We start from the raw sequence: 1,547 nt of genomic DNA on the forward strand, positions 1-1,547 counted from the left end.
GCATCTGGAAGAGATACGGCATTGGCAATGCCGGAGGCGGCCGCTTCCTCGTAGGTCGCGACGGCAAGATACTGGCCATCAACCCCGATGCCGCGCAGGTGGAGGCCATATTGGAAAAGGAACTGTAGCACTGGGCGACGCAAATGGATGTGAAGCGGTGATAGGAACGTAATAAATTAAATAAACAAAAAGTCGATATGAAAAGAGAGTTAGGTAAACGTGATTGGGCTTTCCTGTTGTGTGCATTTGCATTTTTGCCTGTTTCGGCGCAGGAGAAGCAGGCTTATACTGTCATGGGTGAGGTAAATGACTCAGCCGCCGATGGCCGGATGATTTACATAGAGCGTTATGATGACCATAAGATGTTGGACAGCACTCGCATCTCGGACGGCAAATTTGTGTTCAGCGGCTTCACGGACAGACCGTGGTTTTGCTGCATTCAGGCCACAGACCGAGAGCACGCCAACATCGTTTTGGAGGGTGGTGACATTCGGGCGAGTGTCGGCCGCACTGTGTACAACAAGCCGTCTGGCACTCCGCTCAACGATGAGATCCACCGGATTGACGACATCATTGACAGCCTTTATGCCGTTTATTCTCCCAAGATGGAAGCTCTGAAGGCTCAAGGGCTTGACAGCGCCGCATATAGAAAAGCGCGCATTTCACTTGCGGGCAGTTATAATGCCGATGTGCGCCGAATAACTGAAGGGCTGTTTTCACGGCATCCGGATGATGCTGTGACCGAAAAATTGCTTAGAAGCGAATTTTATCAAACACAAACACTTGACGACCGGGAACGCATCATGGCCTCGCTCGGCCCGTGGATGAAGACGACAAATATATATAAAGACCTCTCACAACGGCTGAAAGCGGAGCGGCGCACATCTGTCGGGCAAATGTTTGTTGACATAAACGGGCGTGATGTCAGCGGAAAATCGGTCAGGCTGAGCGACTATGTGGGGCGTGGCAACTATGTGCTTGTAGATTTTTGGGCATCGTGGTGTCGCCCTTGTCATGAGGAAATACCAAACCTGGTCCGCCTGCACCGTGAGTTCAAGGACAAGGGGCTGACGGTTCTCGGCCTGTTTACTTGGGATGACGAGAAGCTTATGGGCAAGACGGCAAGGAAACTCGGTGCGGTTTGGCCACAATTGTTTGATGTTGAACGTAAGGCTTTGGAACTTTACGGAGCTGATGGCATCCCGTTGATAATCCTCTTCAGCCCAGATGGCCTTATCGTGGAGCGCGGCCTGCGCGGCGAAACCATGGTAACGAAGGTGACAGAGATAATGAACAAACATAATAAAAACTTATGAACAACATCAGAACTTTGGCTCTCGCCGCAGTGATTGCGATGGCGGCAATGCAGGGAATGGCCGGGGAGGCCGCAAGGAAAGTGTGCGTTGTCAATGGCGATCTGAACGGATGGCCGGCCAACCTGGTGACAATTGCGCGCTTGGGTGAGGACGCCCGTTATTACGCCGACACCATACCGATTGGTGACGGGCACATCCGCTACGAGCTGGATGCCGACGGAAGCACTGCAT

The 1,547-nt window shown here is 52.3% G+C and carries 2 protein-coding genes; both read left to right on the top strand.

Annotated elements, in window-relative coordinates; genetic code table 11:
- Positions 1-197: 197 nt before the first annotated feature.
- On the top strand, positions 198-1,316 hold the full coding sequence (locus H6B30_RS15940; protein WP_205112232.1) for a TlpA disulfide reductase family protein: 1,119 nt from the start codon (positions 198-200) through the stop codon (positions 1,314-1,316).
- Positions 1,313-1,547: hypothetical protein (locus H6B30_RS15945; RefSeq protein ID WP_205112233.1), on the top strand; the 235-nt coding region annotated here is incomplete at its 3' end. The genes H6B30_RS15940 and H6B30_RS15945, both read left to right, overlap by 4 nt.

This window comes from Marseilla massiliensis (assembly GCF_016899955.1).
GTDB lineage: Bacteria > Bacteroidota > Bacteroidia > Bacteroidales > Bacteroidaceae > Prevotella > Prevotella intestinigallinarum.

What these genes read in the sequence shown, in the direction of transcription:
- H6B30_RS15940 (WP_205112232.1), top strand. Translation starts at nt 198, where the DNA reads ATGAAAAGAGAGTTAGGTAAACGTGATTGGGCTTTCCTGTTGTGTGCA.